At 42.6% G+C, this 17,625-nt stretch carries 17 protein-coding genes; 3 read left to right on the top strand and 14 right to left on the bottom strand.

Annotated features, from left to right (window positions below; translation table 11 throughout):
• The first annotated feature begins 54 nt into the window (after positions 1 to 54).
• Positions 55 to 1,065, top strand: a complete 1,011-nt coding sequence (locus ACOAOT_RS03630; RefSeq protein WP_420215731.1) for an AraC family transcriptional regulator — start codon at positions 55 to 57, stop codon at positions 1,063 to 1,065.
• A gap of 171 nt (positions 1,066 to 1,236) precedes the next feature.
• On the opposite strand, the gene ACOAOT_RS03625 is transcribed toward ACOAOT_RS03630, so the two are convergent.
• Genes ACOAOT_RS03625 through ACOAOT_RS03615 form a run of 3 tightly spaced genes read right to left on the bottom strand, consistent with a single transcriptional unit; the run spans position 1,237 to position 3,106 of the window.
• On the bottom strand, positions 1,237 to 1,884 hold the full coding sequence (locus ACOAOT_RS03625; protein WP_420215730.1) for an ABC-2 transporter permease: 648 nt from the start codon (positions 1,882 to 1,884) through the stop codon (positions 1,237 to 1,239).
• A complete protein-coding gene (locus ACOAOT_RS03620; protein WP_420216644.1) occupies positions 1,881 to 2,729 on the bottom strand; it encodes an ABC transporter ATP-binding protein in 849 nt (282 codons plus the stop codon). Before ACOAOT_RS03620 ends, ACOAOT_RS03625 begins: the two co-directional genes overlap by 4 nt.
• Positions 2,730 to 2,734: 5 nt before the next feature.
• Complete coding sequence (locus tag ACOAOT_RS03615) at positions 2,735 to 3,106, bottom strand: GntR family transcriptional regulator (RefSeq protein WP_170822140.1); 372 nt, start codon at positions 3,104 to 3,106, stop codon at positions 2,735 to 2,737.
• A 184-nt stretch (positions 3,107 to 3,290) separates the two neighbouring features.
• Here ACOAOT_RS03615 and ACOAOT_RS03610 point away from each other — a divergent pair, with 184 nt between their 5' ends.
• Complete coding sequence (locus ACOAOT_RS03610; protein ID WP_420215729.1) at positions 3,291 to 3,791, top strand: GNAT family N-acetyltransferase; 501 nt, start codon at positions 3,291 to 3,293, stop codon at positions 3,789 to 3,791.
• A 95-nt stretch (positions 3,792 to 3,886) separates the two neighbouring features.
• Here the strand turns inward: ACOAOT_RS03610 and ACOAOT_RS03605 are convergent, their stop codons facing one another.
• The 8 genes from ACOAOT_RS03605 to ACOAOT_RS03570 form a co-directional block, all read right to left on the bottom strand.
• Positions 3,887 to 5,563, bottom strand: a complete 1,677-nt coding sequence (locus ACOAOT_RS03605; RefSeq protein ID WP_420215728.1) for a methyl-accepting chemotaxis protein — start codon at positions 5,561 to 5,563, stop codon at positions 3,887 to 3,889.
• A 134-nt stretch (positions 5,564 to 5,697) separates the two neighbouring features.
• On the bottom strand, positions 5,698 to 6,591 hold the full coding sequence (locus ACOAOT_RS03600; RefSeq protein WP_420215727.1) for a tocopherol cyclase family protein: 894 nt from the start codon (positions 6,589 to 6,591) through the stop codon (positions 5,698 to 5,700).
• A gap of 74 nt (positions 6,592 to 6,665) precedes the next feature.
• Positions 6,666 to 7,703 carry a TRAP transporter substrate-binding protein gene (locus ACOAOT_RS03595; RefSeq protein ID WP_420215726.1) on the bottom strand — a complete coding sequence of 346 codons (1,038 nt, stop codon included), beginning with the start codon at positions 7,701 to 7,703 and terminating at the stop codon, positions 6,666 to 6,668.
• A 69-nt stretch (positions 7,704 to 7,772) separates the two neighbouring features.
• Positions 7,773 to 8,855 carry an ABC transporter substrate-binding protein gene (locus tag ACOAOT_RS03590; protein ID WP_420215724.1) on the bottom strand — a complete coding sequence of 361 codons (1,083 nt, stop codon included), beginning with the start codon at positions 8,853 to 8,855 and terminating at the stop codon, positions 7,773 to 7,775.
• Between the two features lie 33 nt (positions 8,856 to 8,888).
• Positions 8,889 to 9,938, bottom strand: a complete 1,050-nt coding sequence (locus ACOAOT_RS03585) for an ABC transporter permease (protein WP_420215722.1) — start codon at positions 9,936 to 9,938, stop codon at positions 8,889 to 8,891.
• 2 nt (positions 9,939 to 9,940) lie between these two features.
• Positions 9,941 to 11,482, bottom strand: a complete 1,542-nt coding sequence (locus ACOAOT_RS03580) for a sugar ABC transporter ATP-binding protein (RefSeq protein WP_420215721.1) — start codon at positions 11,480 to 11,482, stop codon at positions 9,941 to 9,943.
• A 180-nt stretch (positions 11,483 to 11,662) separates the two neighbouring features.
• A complete protein-coding gene (locus ACOAOT_RS03575; RefSeq protein WP_420215720.1) occupies positions 11,663 to 12,472 on the bottom strand; it encodes a response regulator transcription factor in 810 nt (269 codons plus the stop codon).
• Between the two features lie 7 nt (positions 12,473 to 12,479).
• The gene (locus ACOAOT_RS03570) at positions 12,480 to 13,961 is read right to left on the bottom strand and encodes a sensor histidine kinase (protein ID WP_420215719.1); all 1,482 of its coding nucleotides are present in this window, start codon (positions 13,959 to 13,961) and stop codon (positions 12,480 to 12,482) included.
• A gap of 266 nt (positions 13,962 to 14,227) precedes the next feature.
• Between ACOAOT_RS03570 and ACOAOT_RS03565 the strand changes: the two genes are divergently transcribed.
• Positions 14,228 to 14,779, top strand: coding sequence for an ECF transporter S component (locus ACOAOT_RS03565; protein ID WP_420215718.1), 552 nt, complete (start codon positions 14,228 to 14,230; stop codon positions 14,777 to 14,779).
• Between the two features lie 56 nt (positions 14,780 to 14,835).
• Here the strand turns inward: ACOAOT_RS03565 and ACOAOT_RS03560 are convergent, their stop codons facing one another.
• From ACOAOT_RS03560 to ACOAOT_RS03550, 3 genes are all read right to left on the bottom strand, one after another.
• Positions 14,836 to 15,792, bottom strand: a complete 957-nt coding sequence (locus ACOAOT_RS03560; protein WP_349671604.1) for an L-lactate dehydrogenase — start codon at positions 15,790 to 15,792, stop codon at positions 14,836 to 14,838.
• A gap of 91 nt (positions 15,793 to 15,883) precedes the next feature.
• On the bottom strand, positions 15,884 to 16,717 hold the full coding sequence (locus tag ACOAOT_RS03555) for a methyl-accepting chemotaxis protein (protein WP_420215717.1): 834 nt from the start codon (positions 16,715 to 16,717) through the stop codon (positions 15,884 to 15,886).
• A 148-nt stretch (positions 16,718 to 16,865) separates the two neighbouring features.
• Entirely contained in the window at positions 16,866 to 17,624 is a 759-nt protein-coding gene (locus tag ACOAOT_RS03550; protein WP_420215716.1) for an acyl-CoA dehydratase activase, read from the bottom strand.
• Position 17,625: the final 1 nt, after the last annotated feature.

Below are 17,625 nucleotides of genomic sequence, written 5' to 3'. Positions count from 1 at the left end.
ATTTACCGCCAGCTTATGGTACAATTTAGCCGATCACAAAAAGGAGAACGCTCTATGCAAAGCACAAAAATACTGACCGACGAATCCATGATGGAGCTGGTCTCCCATGGTTTTGCAGACTTTCCGTTTCAATACTACTACGAAGATGTTGGAAAGTTTGACAACCGCTGCATTGACTGGCACTGGCACCGGGAATTTGAACTGGTATCTGTGACCGAAGGAATGGTACATTGTTCCATCGGAAACATTCATTACATACTGGAACCCGGCGACGGTGTCTTTATTAATTCCGGTGTTATGCACCGCTTTTTATCAACCGGAACAGCAATTATACCAAACGTACTGTTTGCTCCGGAATTCATAGCCGTGGAAGGAAGCTCTATTTACGAAAAATTCATTGCTCCCTTTTTATTTTCCGGCATATCCCACTTTGTATTAAGGGGGAGAAATCCATGGCAGAGCCATTTACTTTCCATTCTGTCTGACTTATACAAAGTATGCGAAGATCAGACAGCGACCTGGGAGCTTCATGCACATGCACTGGTCTGCCAGATCTGGTCCATCCTGTTTTTACACAGGGACGAATTTGCCACCATGGAAAACGCAGGCGTCAACCGCCTTTCCCAGGCCCGTTTTAAACGGATGACCCGTTTTATTGAGCAGAACTATGAAAAGAGACTGACTCTGGAAGACATCGCCCAATCGGTGGGAGTCAGCAAAAGAGAGGCACTCCGCTGTTTCCAGTGTTCCGTACCTCTCTCTCCAATTGAATATTTAAATAAATACCGGTTAAATCAGGCCAAAACCCTGCTTCTTCACACAGACCGTTCCATTACGGATATCGCAGAAAGCACCGGTTTTGAAAGTACCAGCTATTTCGACCGGCTATACAAACGGGAATATCACATGACCCCCGGCCGCCACAGATCCGCTTTTGTGCAGGCAAATACCAAAAAAAATGATACCGGTCAGGCTTCTTCCAAAAAGAACGCCGAGAAAAAAGAGCAGGAAATACAACAGAACCAGGATAAAACAGATTTCACCTGCCAACCGGTATCTGACTAATCGGATTCCTTTTGCCCATTTATAAAAATAATAGGATATTAAGCCAATTCCCATGGATCCGACCAAAATCGGCATCCATGCCATAAAGAGAAGAATAAGATTCATTGTACTACGCTCCGGTACTTTCTCCTCTTATCTTCCCCTTTTTATGCCTTAATAATCCAGTTTCTGTCAGAATTGCTTTTTCTTCATGATATTGACAGAAATGAGATAAGATCCAAAAACTGCTGCCAGACTGATAAGCGGCACAGCTGCCATCACCAGTCCTGGTGATAATGATGTTGCAGCGGTTGATAAAAAATCCAGTTGAAGTGTCTTTGCCGCCCTTATCATAACGAAACCAGCGGCAAAGATCGCTCCAATGATACAAATCAAAACTATTCTTCCCTTTTCTGCACCGAATTTCAGCTGCACAGGAACAACAATTGATAAAAACAGGAGCGAGATAAAAAGATACAAAAACGCCGTACCCACAAGTTCCACTGTGCCTGCTCTTCCCCTTACAAGATTCATGACAACTGCAAATATGGTCACCACAATCCAGGCAAAGCTTCCCGTCACAAGACCAAATACATATTTCTCAGCCGCATATTGATTTCTGGTAATTGGAAGGGTGAATAAAAAAGCATATCCATTGTCAAATTCGTCGTAACTGATGGAACTGAGTGTAAACAAAGAAAAAATCATAGTCACATAATTAATCACAAAAACAGAATTAAAATCTGCCAAAAGCATTCCTGCTGACATCAGGAAGAAGAGCAGGAAAAAACGCTGCTGGTTTTTCAACAAAAGTAAATCTTTTATCAACAACCCTTTCATAACCGTTCCCCCCTTATCATCATGGTAATCACTTCATCAACACTTCCCTTTTCCATTACAATTTCCGGCTGGCTTTCCCGGTAAAATCCGATTTTATCGGTAAGAAGACGAAATCCGTAAGCTTCTTTTTTCCTTCGGAGAATATATCTTTTATCCAGCTTCTGTTCTTGTTCTTCTGTTACTTTCAAAAGACCATAACTTCCCAAAAGTACATCCGTCTCTTCATGCAAAACAATATTTCCATGATCAATCAGATAAAGATCATCACAAAGCTGCTCTAAATCCGTTGAAATATGGGAACTGATTAAAATAGACCGGTCTCCCGGCTCCATATACTCCCGAATAGAATCAAGCAGTTCCTCTCTGGCAAGAACATCAAGTCCTGCAGTAGGTTCATCCAGTATAAGCAGTTTGGCCTCATGAGACATGGCAGCCAATACTCTCACTCTGGCCTTCATTCCTGCAGAAAGATCCTTTCCCCTCTTATTCAGGGGCAGGCCAGATTCTCTGCATTTTTTCAAAAACCCGTCCTGATCAAACAACTGGTACATGTTTTTCATAATTTTAGCAATATCCCGAATTGTTAGATACCCACTGAATCCAGAGTCTGCCAGAACCACTCCTATATCCTGTCTGTCCTTGAGGGACAACTGACTGAACGGCTTGTCAAATATCTTCACTTCCCCCTGATCTAAGGTAATAAGCCCCAGAGCCGACTTAAACAACGTGGTTTTTCCGGCACCATTGGTTCCAATCAGTCCGGTTATATATCCTGGCTGCAGTTTAAGAGAACAGTTCAGTGTAAAATCTCCATACGTTTTCTGAATACTTTCCATTTCTAACAACATCATTAATCCTCCAAAATCAAATAAAACAAATCCGTCAGTTCCTCATCCTTCATTCCGCAGCTTCTGCCCTTACGGATTGCCGACTCCAGTTCGGCCTCAACCTCTTTTTTCTTTTCTTCCAGCATAAATTCCTGGCTGGCATAAGCGATAAAGCTTCCTTTTCCATGAACAGTAACAATAAAACCCTCCTGTTCCAGAATGTCATATGACTTTTTAACTGTTAAAGCACTGATGCGCAGTTCTTTTGCCAGAGTACGCACCGACGGCAGATTTTCTCCTTCTTTTAACGTTCCCTGCATAACACCGCACTTAATCTGCTCCGTAATCTGGTCATACAGGGGCTGCATGGATGAATTATTTATTATTATTTTCATTTCACCCCTCCTTGATAAACAGTATATAACAGTACATTACTGTTGTCAACTGTTATATACTGTTTATTACGTTTGAAATATATTTATAAAATAGATTATTTATCCAGCGGATACTTAAGATGTGTGTAGTTTAGTAAATTATGCTATAATAAGTTTCGTTAAACCCAAGGAGGAGAAAATATAAATGAATCTATGTATCAGCAAAATTACAGAAGAAGAAATTGAATTATTACTTGAGCTATTACGTGAAAAAGCAGATTGGCTTATTAAAATCGGAAAGCCTATGTGGAATCCTGAATACTTATCTAAGGAGGAATTTTTAAAGAAATATATTAACTGTGAAATGTTTATTGCACAGGACGATAAAGAGGTAATAGGCGGATTTGTATTAGTGGAGAGTGACCCCTCATTTTGGGATAATGATGAAAATAATGATTCTGCATATTATATACATAAACTTGTAATCAAAGATGGCTATACAGGAAAAGGATATGCAAAAGAGGTTATAGAATTAATTAAGAAACACTCAATATCCCAGTGTAAAAATTACCTTAGACTTGATTGTTATGGAGACAGAGAATATTTAAATAAGCTATATAGTGAATGTGGGTTTACTTTAAAACGAGAAATTCACGTAGAAGATGGTTTAAATGCCTGCTTATATGAATTATCACTTGAAAAATAGGATGAAAAACCAAAATAAAAAAAGAATACACAGGCTGTGAGGTGCGCTGTACCCCCTTCCTGTGTATCCTTTTTTCTAAAATAACTTTATGTATTTCAGATTTTCAGCTGAAACTGGCCGATTAAATCCTTCAGATTTTGCGCCTGCCCTGCAAGTTCCACGCTGGAGGCGGAATTCTCTTCTGCAGAAGCAGCATTGTTATCTACTTCCATAGAGATTTTTCCAATTCCCTGTTCAATCATTTTTACGGAATCCGCCTGATCTAAGGAAGCCTGCGCAATACTGCGTACTTTATCCATGATCTGGCTGCTTTCTTTTGCCACACCGTTTAAATTACCGGCTGCCCGGTCCGCTATAACAGTTCCTTCTTCCACCGCCTTTAACGATGCCTCGATTAAGTCGGAGGAATTCTTTGCGGCCTCTTTACTCTGACTTGCTAAAAGACTGACCTGACCGGCTACCACAGCAAACCCTTTTCCTGCTTCTCCGGCTCTTGCCGCTTCGATTGAGGCGTTTAATGCCAGAAGATTGGTCTGCATGGCAATATCATCAATGGTTACAATCATCTTGCTGATTTCCTGAGATGTCTTCTTAATGGTGCTCATGGCAGAAACCATTTCCTGCATATTCTGATTTTCTGTTGAAATATCCCGGGTAATCCGTTCCATCTCCAACTGAATCGCATTGGTCAGCTTGGCATTTTCATCAATCTGCTCTGTAATATGAGTCACTGACTCGGACAATCTTCCTGCAATCCCTGCCTGGTTTTCGGCCCCGACTGCCAGAAAACGGGCTGATTCGGAGATCTGGCTGGAACCGTCTGATACCTGATTGGCTGCCTCATTAATTTCTTCAAAACTTCTTGAAATCTTTTCTGTGAAACAATGAAGAGAGGATTCAATATTTTTAAAATCCCCGATGAATTCACTGTTAAAATCTACATTGAAATTACCGCCAGCCATCTGTTCCATGGCACAATCAATTTCCATAATATAGCTGCGGATCTTTTCCATGGATTCCCGTAAGCTCATAGCTGCCTGACCGATTTCATCTTCTGATTCGTAAGCAATGGCCGTATGTAAATTACCTTTGGCAAACTCTCCTGCTGCATCCTGTATCTCTTTTAATGGAACAGCAATGGACTTGGTCAGACGTTTTCCCATGAGAAGCGCAATCATCAGAGAGATCAGGGAGAAAAATGCCAGAAATGCGGTGGCAGCATTCTCAACTCTCTGACTGTTTGTATATTTTGCAAGAGCTGCTTCATCCGCCTGGGAACCGGTTTTATCCAGTGCATCCGCCAGTACTTCCGAAACATCATTAAAAGTAGTCTGATAATACTCCACGGCTCCTTTTGTATCTCCCTTTTCCAGCATAGAAAGCAGAACACCCGTATCTTTCTGGAAATCGTCAAATGCCTGGTCCAATGTTTCTCCTGACTGTTTATCCTTCAGATTCTCTTTGATAACAGCAATATATTTTACAATTTTCTCGAATCTTCCTTCTATTTCTTTCTTTTGCTCTGCAGTAACAGAAGCATCTTCCCGAATGGCAGCCCAAAGAATTCGTTTATTAATGGTCTGTACATCCTTACGGATTTCCATCTGTTTTTTGGTTGTTTCATATTGGATCCTGTAAAATGTTGACATGTTGTTCCCAATGCTGCGAAAACTAATCAGCGAAAATACTGAAGAAAGAAAAATAATAAAAACCAGAATTGCAAATACCCGTTTCAGCCTTGTTGAAATACTTAATCTTCCTGATTTTTTCATCTCTAGTCCCCACTTTCGATTTGTTATTGTATTTCTAATTCCATTATAACAATCAGACTTCTCAATGCCAACTTAATATTTGTTTAGATAAATAGCAGTAATCTTAACAAATATTAAGATTACTGCTATTTTAATTATGAATCGTATTCAAAACTAACCGAATTACTGGAGAGATCAAATATCATGTTCTCCCCTTTATACAGCAAAAACCTTCCACGAAGCAGATGCTCTTCCTTAATAAAGCGGCTCATCTCTCCCTGAACTGGCGCCCGCAGTTTATGAGCAAACCGCTTCTCATCCTTTCTGCTCTGATTGGAAAGAAATACTTTCAAAACACAGGCTCCCTGTTTTATAATGACTGCCGTCTCCCGTTTGCTGACCACTCTGGCTCCCAGGTAAGTAGCAAACCGGTATTCTTTTCCCTGATACATGACCACACAGATACAGCCCTCAAACCGGAGTCCCAGCCATGGGATTTTGGCAATGGAAACCATGACGGAGGCATTTTCAGAAAATGCATTGCACTGAATCCAGAGGTAGCTCTCGGGAAATGATATCCCTCTGTCTCCTTCTATATATCCCATTCCTCCAGCAAAGTCCACTACCTCCCCGTTTAGTTTCACCTTTCCGGACAGTCTGTGGGACATACTGATGATCTCATGTTTGCATTCCATAAAAGGCATATACTGAAACGGGCCCATAATGGAATACCGGATCGGGGTAATGGGTCCAAATCGGACAATTCCTTTTAATGAAATGTCCTCGGTCTTTATATCCAGCCTGACGCCCCTGCGGGAAAAGATATTATTACCCAGTATAATCCTTTTTTGATTCCAGTCAATAAAAAAATCCTCTTCTTTAAATTCCAGCCAGCAGGCGTTTTCATTCCATATGACCTGTAAAAATGGAAGGCGTTTTCCTGTTCCATCTCTTATAAGCCCTGGAATCAGCGCCAGAACGGTGTTTCCACACTGCATCTTAAAATACCAGCCAATAAAGAATTTCCCTTTGGTTTTCCCTTCTGCCATTTACCAGAACCCTCCTGTATCCATTATTTAATCATATGGTTGCCAGGATTGGGAAAACGTAGTCAGGAAATATATTACTGTACCTGGGCTATCCGGTTTACCACATCAATATAGTCCTTACAGTAGGTCTGATAAACAGTCATCACGGCACTGCGGAAACGGACCAGCTCCGCCGGACTTAACTCTGTTACGATACAACCGGCTTTAATCAGACGATCCCTTACATTCTGCTCCCTTTGGGTAAAGATCTGGCGCTCATACGTTGCAGATTCTTCCCCGCACTGTTTGATTATTTCCCGGTCTTTCTCGCTTAACCGGTCCCAGGTTGCCTGGGAAGCAAGCTGAAGTTCCGGTATGCGGCTGTGAGCATCAAGGGTAATGTATTTTGCCACCTCGTAGTGATTCATGGTTTCATAGGAAGGCCAGTTATTTTCTGCGCCGTCAATATAACCGGTTTCTAACGCTGCATACACATCGGAGTATGCCAGTGGAACCGCTTTCGCTCCCAATGCCTCTACTACGGCTGCCATCATATCCGACTTTGCAACCCGGATTCTCATCTTTCTGATGTCCTCCACCCGCTCAATGGGACGTTTGGTATTATAAAAATGTCTGGCACCCGCATCATACCAGGATAAGGCAATCACGCCGCTGCCTTTTAGTTCATTCATAAACTCGTCTCCGATTGCGCCGTCAAGAACCTTCCACATATGAGTTTCATCCCGGTAAAGATAAGGCAGCTGCAATACGTTGAATTTGGGATTTACATCCGTAAGGGTCATAATGGATACGCGGGCAAAATCAATTCCCCCATACTGAACCTGCTCCGCGATCTCATTTTCATTTCCCATTTCCCCTCCGGAAAAGACTTTTATCTTAATTCGTCCTTCCGTCCTTTCCCATACCAGCTCCGCAAACTTTTTGGCACCCTGCGTTGTGGGATAATCATCCGGCTGATTATCGGCATAGGTAAATACATATTCCGGAGTTTGTTCTCCGGAAGAAAAAAGAGATTCTGACGTATTTTCTTTATGAAAGAAACCATAAGAAGCTATAAAGACCGCTCCTGTCAGAAGGATTGCTCCCCCAATTTTTATTATACGTTTGTTCATTCCTGTACCCCCAAAACGCCTCCCCTGATTCCAGGGGAAGCGTCTGACATTTTATATAGTATGAACTGATTAAGGATTAATGATACTCTGAATTTCCTTATCATCCACATTTGTTTTATCCACCAGAATAACTCCGGTATCAACAGTTTTATCTTTAATTTCACCGCCATCGGCAATCTGAAGAGCAGTTTTAACACCGTCATAGCCCATGTAGAACTGGCGCTGAACAACAGAAGCTACATCGAACTTTCCGCTGCGGATCATAGTCTCGATCTCTGCAGAGAAATCGAATCCAACCATGGAGATATCGTCGCGACCGGTTTCTGTTAAACCAGTTACAAAGCCTACAGTAGAACCATTGTTAGGACCAAATACTCCCTTTAAGTTCGGATAGGTTGTAATGAAGTCCTGGCAGAAACCAACTGCCTTGCTGATGTCACCGTCATTTACCTTAATATCGTTGTTTAAAACTTTCCATGACTCAGGTGCATTAGCTTCCCAATATTCATTGAAGCCTTTTACACGGTCATTGATTGTCTGGGAACCAGTGGAACCAACCTGAATTGCAATCTGTGCCTCTTCTGTCTCAGAAATTCCCCTGTTCTTTAAGCGGGCGATCAGTTCGTCAGCTGCTGTTTTTCCAGCTTCCACGTTATTTGTTAACAGAGCGGCACTGTAGTTATCGCTCTTAATTACGGTATCCACCAATACAACCGGAGTTCCTGATTTGTACGCTTCTGTAATTGGTGCATCTAAGGAAACGCTGTCAAGTGGAGCGATTACGATTCCATCCGCCTGAGCAGATACTGCATTCTGAAGAAGGGTAAGCTGTCCTTCAATATCGGATTCCAGAGCAGTTCCGACTACGACTACATTACAGCCTAATTCCTTGCCTGCCTGCTCCGCTCCAGCCTGAAGAACGCTCCAGTACTGGTTTCCAAGTACCTTTACAATTACGTAAATGGTCTTTTCACCGGATTTTTTATCTGTCTTTGCTGCCTCTGTGGTCTTATCTCCAGCTGCTGCTGTGGTAGCTTCACCTGCTGCAGTCGTTGCTGCTGTTCCGCTTGAAGATGTACTGCCGCAGCCTGCAAGGCCTGTTACTGCCATAGCTGCCGCTAATACAACTGCTGCTAATTTACTCTTTCTCATTTTCTTTTCCTCCTGAATTATATAGTTTTTTATTTATTTTTTCAAGCCAAAAAACCGCTTGAGTGCCCCTAAGTCACCGCTCTTCTTTGCTGTCTGGGAAGCAACTGCAATCAACAGGATAATTCCTACAATCATCTGCTGCCAGAAGGAGTTGACACCGTTTAAGTTCAGTCCGTTCCGGATTACACCCATCATCAGAGCTCCGATTACTGTATTTAAAACAGTTCCTTCTCCACCTGAGATGGCGATTCCACCAAGTACGGAAGCGGCAATTGCCTCCATCTCATATCCGTTACCAGCGGTTGGCTGTGCACTGGAAAGTCTTGATGCTACCAGGATACCGCAGATTGCAGCAGATAAACCGGAGATGCAGTATGCAAACATACGTGTTTTTACTGCATTGATACCGGAAAGCTTAGCTGCCTCAAGGTTGGAACCGCAGGCATAAATCTGACGTCCGATGCGCATTTTAGCCAGTACTACTCCAAGAATTAATGCATAAACCAGAGTGATAATAACGCTGTATGGAAGACCGGTTCCGCCGATTCTTCCGCCTCCCAGAACATAGAACTGTTTCTGAACCTGCTCGGAAGGAATATTGGTTGTATAAAGAGGTGCTCCGTTCACCAGTACGTTGGCCATACCACGGTATACCCACTGGGTTGCAAGAGTTGCAACGAACGGCACAACACCAAGTATCTCAATAAAAAATCCATTCATAATACCGGTCATAATACCCATGGTCAGACAGAGTATAATGCACAGCCACAGGGGCAGTCCCTGCATTAAAAGCGCTACCATAATAATTCCGGACAATGCCATGGAAGCACCTGCTGATAAATCGTTTCCGCCGCAGACAAGGCAGAAAGTCAGACCGCAGCCGATGATCGTATAGGTTACAATCTGCTGCAGAAGGTTCTGTAAATTAGCCGGAGCCAGAAACTTTGCCGGCTGAAGAAGTGAAAACAGAACAAACAGTCCGATCAGGATTCCGATTGAAAAGATCGCCCGGCGTGTTGCTGCATCCAGTTTTCCAAATGAGCCGGCTTTCTTCTCCTGTCCCTTTGCTTTTAAGTTCATCATTCTTAATCTCCCTTTCTATTTCCCACACCTAACGTAGGCGCCGGTTTTCCTTCAAGTTTGTTATAGCCAGCTGCCAGATACAAGATCTCTTCCTGGGTGGTTTCTTTCGCATTCAGTTCTCCGTTTATTTCTCCCTGATGAATGACTAATATACGGTCACTCATTCCAAGAATCTCAGGAAGCTCGGAAGAAATCATGATAATGGATACACCCTGGTCGCTTAGCTGGTTAAACAGTTCGTACACCTCATATTTGGCACCAACGTCAATCCCTCTTGTCGGTTCATCTACAATTAAAACTTTAACATCGTTGCACAGCCATTTTGCAAGAACTACCTTCTGCTGGTTTCCACCTGATAAGTTCCCGCAAAGCTGATGGACGCTTGGCGTTTTTGTACGAAGACGCTTTACGTATTTCTCAGCATTGATCAGTCCTGCCTTGTCATCGATGAATCCAAAACGGGTGATATTTGGAAGATGAGCCATGTTGGTATTGTATTTGATGTCCAGTCCAAGAGCCAGTCCGTCTCTCTTTCTGTCTTCTGTTGCGTAACCGATTCCATGCTTGATTGCCTGTATAACAGAATTAACCTTAATCGGCTTTCCTTCCATAATCAGCTCCATGGAATCCGGCTGGTCCGCTCCGAAGATGCAGCGCATCAGCTCCGTTCTTCCTGCTCCTACCAGACCAGAGATTCCAAGAATCTCGCCTTTTCTTACACATAAATAATCAGCATTGACTTTGGTTCCTCTTTTGACATTTTTTGCCTCCAGAACAATATCGCCGATTTTTCTTGTATGCTTGGGATATTTATCATCCAGGGAACGACCAACGATCATATTAACCAGTTCGTCCATGGTGATTTCGTTTAAGTTTCTGGTTCCGATATACTGACCGTCACGGATAATGGTAACCCGTTCACAAATCTGATTTAACTCCGCCATACGGTGGGAAATATACACCATTCCAACTCCCTTTTCCTTCAGACGTCTGATAATGCCAAACAGCTGGTCGATCTCTTTTTCAGTCAGGGTTGCTGTCGGCTCATCAAGAACCAGTATTTTTGAATTGAAGCTGATCGCTTTTGCAATTTCCACCATCTGCTGCTTGGCGATGCTTAAGCTGCCTACCATTGCATAGGTGTTTATATCAATCCCAAGATCATCGAGAATCTTCTGAGCCTCCTCGTGCATCTTTTTGTCATCAATAAAGATTCCTTTTTTGTGGGCTCTGCCAATGAAAATATTATCTGCAACACTTAAATGACCACACATATTTAATTCCTGCATGATAATACTTACTCCAAGATCATGGGCTTTGGCCACAGAATCAATGACTACTTTCTCCCCTTCGATAAAGATTTCTCCTTCATCAGCCCGGTGAACACCGGACAATATCTTCATCAGGGTGGATTTTCCAGCACCGTTTTCACCTACCAGTCCCAGAACTTCTCCCTTATTTACAGACAGACTTACTTTATCGAGAGCTTTGACTCCAGGAAAGCTTTTGCTGATTCCGTCCATTCGAAACAATTCCTGTCCCATGCCATATCCTCCTCTCTGGTTTCTACACACTTTTTGTGCCTGGGATTATTATACGGGTGGTCCACCCCTGGATTCTATCGTAACATTTTAGCTTTCATAGAAAATTTTTATCTTTTTTTGTAAATGAGCACAAAAAAACACCTGTCCCATTTCAAAGACAAGCGTTTTTTTACCAATTGTTTAAGATTGAAGTTCTTTTAATTTGTTCATTCTGTACTCAGATGGATTTAAACCTTCCAGACGTTTAAAGACCTTCGTAAAGTAATTATTATCCGTATACCCCACTCTGACACCGATTTCCTTTACATTGACATTGGGCTGCTCCAGCATCTTTTTCGCTTCCCCCACCCGGTATTCTGCCAGGTAAGAGGTAAAGCTCTGACCAAACTGCTGCTTGAACATCTTGCAGAAATAAGGCTCTGAATAGCCAATTGCCCGGGCTGTCTCACTCATGGAGATCTCATTCATAAAATTGGATTTAATATACTCCATAACCATGGATGCCATAACGGACAGGCGGCTGCTGTTTAAATCCGTTTCCTCTTCCATCAGTTCTTTCTGTTCCTCAGCCTCATTTTGTATTGTCTGTATTGCTTTTATGCCATGCCCATTCCAGTCATCAGTTACCCGAAGGGCCTCTTCCACCACACTGATTACCTCTTTCTGGGAATATGGTTTCAGTATATATTCCATGGCTCTGATGGAAATCGCCTTTTTTGCATAATCAAACCGGTCATAAGCCGTTAAAAAGATCAGACAGCACCTGGAATTTTCTTTTCGCATAATTTCTGCAGCCTGGATCCCATTCATTCCCGGCATGCCAATATCCAGAATAATGATCTGTATGTCCTCTTTTCGAAATAGTTCCACCGCTTCTATGCCATTTCTTGCTTCATAGATCATGCAGTCCTCTCCGAATTTTTTTTGGAGCATTTTTTTAAGCACCATCCGCTCAATCATTTCATCTTCCACAATCATCAGCCGATACATCGTTTGTTCACCCCTTTTTTCCTCCAAAAACAATGATTACCTCTGTTCCCTGATCCAATGTGCTGTCAATCGTCACTTTTCCATATTCATAGTACGAGGAAATTCTTCTGTATATATTTCCAAGCCCAATCCCCAGACCTGTACCTTCTGTCTCAATGGCATTGCGAATCCCTGCCAGCTTCACCGGATCCATGCCCTTGCCTGTATCAGAAACCAATATATGCAGCAGTTCCTTCTGCTTTCTGATACTGATAAATATACTCCCCCCGTTTTCCTTTTCCGATATCCCATGTATGACTGCATTCTCAAGCAAAGGCTGCAGAATAAAAACTGGTACTTCCTCCTTATAGAGTTCTTCCTCACAGTCAATATTCCAGGTCAGCCTGTCTCCGAACCTCATTTTTTGAATATACATATAATCCCTTGCCACCTTCAGTTCCTGCTCCAAAGGTTCAAACGCATTGGCAGTCCGTAAGCTGTAGCGCAAAAGGTTACCGATGGAAACCAGCATCTCTTCCGTAACGGGCGCCTCTTCCATCTGAGCCATTCGTGTGATCATATTAAGAGTATTAAATAAAAAATGAGGATTCAGCTGGCTCTTAATCAGCTGAAGCTGTGCCATGGAAAAACGTTTTTCCAAATCTGCCCGTTCCAGCTCGTGCTTATAGAGCTTTTCTTCAATCTGGCGCTTTTCTTCTGTTGCTGAGATAAAATTCTTTGTGGAATGTTTCATTTTGTTAAATGCATGAACCAGCCTGCCAATCTCATCTGTTCCTTCCCAGACCACATCCGGAGAAGAAAAGTCATTCTTTTCAATTCTCCCGGAGACCGTAGCAAGCTGCATCATGATCTTTACAATATTCCCAGTAAAAAACCGGATAAATACGACCAGAATTAAAAATGCAGTTAAACTGATTGCAACCAGCAGATAGGGCATTCGTTTCAGCACAGGAACCCGATTCTCATAATAGTCGTTACCGCTCATCAGAACAACTTTCGTCAGCCGGGAAGCGTATTGATCCAGATATTTCTGCATACTATAAACCTTATAGAGTTCCCGGATATAATCCGGATCCCCCTGTTTCATGGCTAAAACCTTATCCTTCTGCTTTTCATAAGTATCGTATCCGTTTATAATGTTCCAGGTCACGCCGTACCGGTCTTCTCCGATTTTTTCATACTCATAAGGCAGGCTGCTTAAGTATGCTTTGGTGTCCTGGCAGATTCTTTGATAGATCTCCAGATTTTCCATGGTTCTGCTGGAAATCAGACTGGCAAATATTCCCCGTTCCTGGACCATTGATTCCTGAAATTTATAACAAGCCAGATTATCGTCCATAATGCCTCTTGCATCGTCGATAAAAATATAGGCAACCTTTAAATTAATAAAAATGGAAAAGCCCATGATAATTCCCACGCTTCCGATCGCCATATATAGCTTTCTGTTCAGCGTCATCTGATACCAACGGGCAAGCAGCCTTTTTCCCACCTGATTCTCCCTCCAATTACTTTTTTATGCAATAATGCTAATTAATCTTATATGCTTTGCTATATTATGTCAATATTATTCGAAAACCATTTGCACAGCGCTCTAAAACTTACCTTCTCACTGTTCAGTTGAGGAAATCATTTTATTTGGCTCAACTGGTATGCATGATTTTGCTTAAATTGGCTATTTAAAAAACTCCAGTTTTTCTATATGATAGGTTTTAACAAAAAACATCAATTATTTTTATAGGAAAGGATGAGGGTACTATGAATCAGAAAAGAACAAAAAAGATAGTATTTGGATCTTTAATGGCAGCACTTACTACGGTAGCTACCATGGTAATACATATCCCAACCGCTACCAATGGTTATATTCATCTGGGGGATGGAATGGTTTTACTAAGCGGTATCCTTCTTGGTCCTCTGACAGGCGCTGTTGCAGGTGGGATTGGTTCCATGATGGCAGATTTGATTTCAGGTTACGTATTTTATGCACCGGCTACCTTTCTCATTAAAGCACTGGCTGCCTTTAGCGGGGGATATTTGTACCAGAGATTTACACGCAGCTGCCAAAAAGCGCAGTTTCGACTGATCCCCTTTCTGTTTGCAGGCATTGTGTCCAGTATTCTCATCACAGGGGGGTATTTTGCTTACGAACTGATAGTATATAACCAGTCGGCTGCCCTTATTAATGTTCCATTTAATCTGGTTCAGAATCTATTCAGCCTGATTGTATCCGGTGCCCTGCTTCCTTTTCTTCTGCGCAATTACGAAATCAGGAGCCTGAGTCTGGAAACAGATACAGACGGCATCCAATAAAAAAAGCCTGTCACCATGATATTTCACAGTGACAGGCTTTAACGTTCCCATTATTTTTAGTCCGGGGTATGCATTTTTCCAGTATATTCCCGAAGTATTTCAACGGACTGATGAAACTTATTCAGTTCCTCATCTGTCATATGGATCTCCAGTATATCTGCGGCACCCGTGCGGTTTAAAATAGTGGGCACTCCGGCAAATACACCGGTTTCCCCATACTCCCCTTCCAGCAGGGTGGATACAGGAATGATACGGTTTTCATCGTAAAGAATCGCCTTAATGATACCGGCACAGGCTGTGGCAATCCCATAATAGGTAGTTCCCTTTCTGTTGTAAATCTCCCAGCCTTCTCTAGTCGTCTTTTTAACGATCTCATCTAAGTCCACATCTCCAACCAGATCCTTATTATCCTGAATAATATCATTGAAGGATTTGCCTGCCACCGTTACAGTAGACCAGGGTACCATCTGGGAATCACCATGTTCTCCCATGGAATAGGCATAGACACTTCTTGGGTCTACGTTTACAAGCTCTGCTATAAAGTTCTGAAGTCTGGACGTATCCAGGGAGCTTCCCGTACCGATTACCTGATTCTTTGGCAGACCGGACAGTTTATACACATAATGGGCAATGATATCAACCGGATTGGATACGACTATGAAAATCCCGTCAAAGCCGCTTGCCATAACTGGATCAACTATGGTTTTTACAATCTTTGCACTGACCTCCAGTGTATCCAGCCTGGTCTGTCCTTTTTGTGGCGGTGCTCCCGCCGTGATCACGATAATATCCACGTCTGAACAGTCTGCATAGCTGGCTGTACGCACTTTTACATTACGGTCCAGATATTTGATCGTATCCCTTAAATCAAGTACCTCTCCCAAGGCTCTTTCTTCGTTGATATCAATCATTAAAATTTCATCACATACTCCCTGGGTTACCAGGCTGAATGCGGTTGAGGACCCTACCAGTCCGCATCCCACTACAGCCACTTTAGATGTTTTGATCTTCATGTTTTATTCCCTTTCCTGATGTTCAAAAATTTTTAAAACATAAGAATAGAGATAGTGCCTCCCTTGGCTCTATCCCTATCTCATCAGCGGCTTACAGATGCTCCAAAAGTGTTTCCAGCTGCTTTGCCGTTCCGTTTAATTCCTCAATGGAATTTAGTATTTTTGAAAATTCTTCCGTTTCTTTTGTAAAAATTACATTGGATTCTGTTATCCGGGTGTTAATTGCAGTAATGGATGCATTAATGCTTTTCAGCACACCGTCGATCTGCCCAATGGATTCGCTGGTAGATGCTGACATCTTTCTGATCTCTCCTGCTACTACAGAAAAGCCTCTTCCTGCTTCTCCTGCACGGGCTGCCTCAATGGCTGCATTCAGTCCCAGTAAATTGGACTGGGTTGCAACATCCTTTACAAAATCCAGTATGGAATCTGTATTCTTTGTGCTTTCATTGGCTTCCTTCACCTTAACAGAGATCTCGCCGTTCATCTCCCTGAGTTGTCCAATTCCCTGACTCACTCCGTTGGTTGACTGAGAAATCTGGTTTGCACCAGCACTCAGCTTGTTAATCAGACTGATTAAGTTATTCCTCTTTTCCAGGCTTCTTCCCAATGTCAGGACACCAATTACCTTGTTTCTTTCTGTAATGGGTACTGCGTAGGATTTAAACGGAATGCCATAGACCGCGGCGGGTACATCTTTAATGATAACCCTGCCTAAATCCAGTGCCTCTCTGATTGCACCTCCAGCAGGTACAACGTCACCGGGATTGACATGAAATTTTAAATTTCTGCCATTCCAGACATGAATAAACTTCTCTGAATCGGTTAAGGCAAATGATACATCATCATCAAATAAATTCATCAAATATGGTATAACAGAGTAAAATGAATCCAGTATTTCGTTACCAGTCACTGAACTGCCCATCTTTCGTAATCCCCCTTTTTTAGGAAATCATCCGGTACCTGTCTGTGGGAGCACAGATCAATGATTTCAGACACATTTCTATTTTAATACATTCCAAGTTTTCTGTCAATGTAACCAAATGAAAGCTTATTAAATTTTATATTCAAATTCACCAATTCTTACGTGCAGCCCCGATTGCTCCTGCAAACCTGGATAATTCAGAGGTAATAACCGGTAGTTGAAACTGCTCCTCCAGGGCCATTTTTAATCCTTCCAGTTCTGCCAGTCCTCCTGTCAGAAGAACAGGAGATTCCATCTCAACTCTGGCTGCAAGCGCTGCCGTTCTGGCCGCCACTGAATTCACGATACCGCCAGCCACTTCCTCCCGGCTTTTTCCACCTGCCAGAAGGGATACGATTTCCGAATCAGCAAACACTGCACACATACTGCTGATAGCGCAGCTTCTTCCTTCCTTTAGAAGAGCTGCAAATCCCGACAGATCAACTCCCATTCGATGAGCCGACATCTCCAGAAACCGTCCGGTTCCAGCCGCGCATTTATCGTTCATCTGAAATGACTGCACCTTGCCGTCTCTGACGGAAATTACTTTGGAATCCTGCCCACCGATGTCAACCACTGTACGGACACCTGGAAGAATATAATCTGCCCCCAGTGCATGACAGGTAATTTCTGTTACCGCCCTGTGTGCAAAATCAATTCCCACTCTTCCATATCCGGTAGCAGTAATAAGCAGTTCTTCTCCCTCTGCTCCTGCTTTTACAATCAATTCGTCAAGTATGGCTTTTGCTGTCTCTTTTGGGTTCCAACCCGTGGGTTTTACTGCAGCGGCTTTTACCGTTCCATCCCACAAAAGAATTCCTTTGCAGGCTGCTGAACCGCAGTCAATTCCTAAACTCACCTGTCCCATA

Source organism: Lacrimispora struthionigena (genome assembly GCF_048627165.1).
GTDB lineage: Bacteria > Bacillota > Clostridia > Lachnospirales > Lachnospiraceae > Lacrimispora.
This window is presented reverse-complemented; position numbering and strand designations above follow the sequence as displayed.